A 1,688-nucleotide genomic window follows, 5' to 3' on the forward strand; every position below is an offset into this window, starting at 1 on the left:
CCAGGTGCTGTTCCTGCTGCTACACTTATTGCTCCGGTAGTCGTGTTTAAACTAATTCCCGTTGGCCATGTACCGCTTTGTGCGATTGTAGAGTTGGCTGTTGTACTTGCAACGCCATTGGTTGTGTCATTCGATAATACAGTAGTGATCGCAATTCCGCCGGTTGCAGCGATGCTTCCACTTTCTGTTATCGGTGTGACTACCGATGTTACCGTTACATTGTCTGTTACTGTAGCACAGGTTTTTGGTGTCAGTTTATCACATAACTCGTAAGCAACTGCATATACGCCAGGTGCTGTTCCTGCTGCTACACTTATTGCTCCGGTAGTCGTGTTTAAACTAATTCCCGTTGGCCATGTACCGCTTTGTGCGATTGTAGAGTTGACTGTTGTACTTGCAACGCCATTGGTTGTGTCATTCGATAATACAGTAGTGATCGCAATTCCGCCAGTTGCAGCGATGCTTCCACTTTCTGTTATCGGTGTGACTACCGATGTTACCGTTACATTGTCTGTTACTGTAGCACAGGTTTTTGGTGTCAGTTTATCACATAACTCGTAAGCAACGGCATATACGCCAGGTGCTGTTCCTGCTGCTACACTTATTGCTCCGGTAGTCGTGTTTAAACTAATTCCCGTTGGCCATGTACCGCTTTGTGCGATTGTAGAGTTCGATGTTGTACTTGCAACGCCATTGGTTGTGTCATTCGATAATACAGTAGTGATTGCAATTCCGCCAGTTGCAGCGATGCTTCCACTTTCTGTTATCGGTGTGACTACCGATGTTACCGTTACATTGTCTGTTACTGTAGCACAGGTTTTTGGTGTCAGTTTATCACATAACTCGTAAGCAACTGCATATACGCCAGGTGCTGTTCCTGCTGCTACACTTATTGCTCCGGTAGTCGTGTTTAAACTAATTCCCGTTGGCCATGTACCGCTTTGCGCGATTGTAGAGTTGGCTGTTGTACTTGCAACGCCATTGGTTGTGTCATTCGATAATACAGTAGTGATCGCAATTCCGCCGGTTGCAGCGATGCTTCCACTTTCTGTTATCGGTGTGACTACCGATGTTACCGTTACATTGTCTGTTACTGTAGCACAGGTTTTTGGTGTCAGTTTATCACATAACTCGTAAGCAACGGCATATACGCCAGGTGCTGTTCCTGCTGCTACACTTATTGCTCCGGTAGTCGTGTTTAAACTAATTCCCGTTGGCCATGTACCGCTTTGCGCGATTGTAGAGTTGACTGTTGTACTTGCAACGCCATTGGTTGTGTCATTCGACAATACAGTAGTGATCGCAATTCCGCCAGTTGCAGCGATGCTTCCACTTTCTGTTATCGGGCTGACTACCGATGTTACCGTTACATTGTCTGTTACTGTAGCACAGGTTTTTGGTGTCAGTTTATCACATAACTCGTAAGCAACGGCATATACGCCAGGTGCTGTTCCTGCTGCTACACTTATTGCTCCGGTAGTCGTGTTTAAACTAATTCCCGTTGGCCATGTACCGCTTTGCGCGATTGTAGAGTTCGATGTTGTACTTGCAACTCCATTGGTTGTGTCATTCGATAATACAGTAGTAATCGCGATTCCGCCGGTTGCAGCGATGCTTCCACTTTCTGTTATCGGTGTGACTACCGATGTTACCGTTACATTGTCTGTTACTGTAGCACAGGTTTTTGG

1 protein-coding gene is annotated in these 1,688 nt (G+C 46.0%); it reads right to left on the minus strand.

The features are described from left to right. The coding region (locus BLV35_RS19375; protein ID WP_176980665.1) for a beta strand repeat-containing protein at window positions 1-1,688 on the minus strand (1,688 nt) is incomplete at both ends.

This window comes from Flavobacterium gillisiae, from assembly GCF_900107635.1.
Taxonomy (GTDB): domain Bacteria; phylum Bacteroidota; class Bacteroidia; order Flavobacteriales; family Flavobacteriaceae; genus Flavobacterium; species Flavobacterium gillisiae.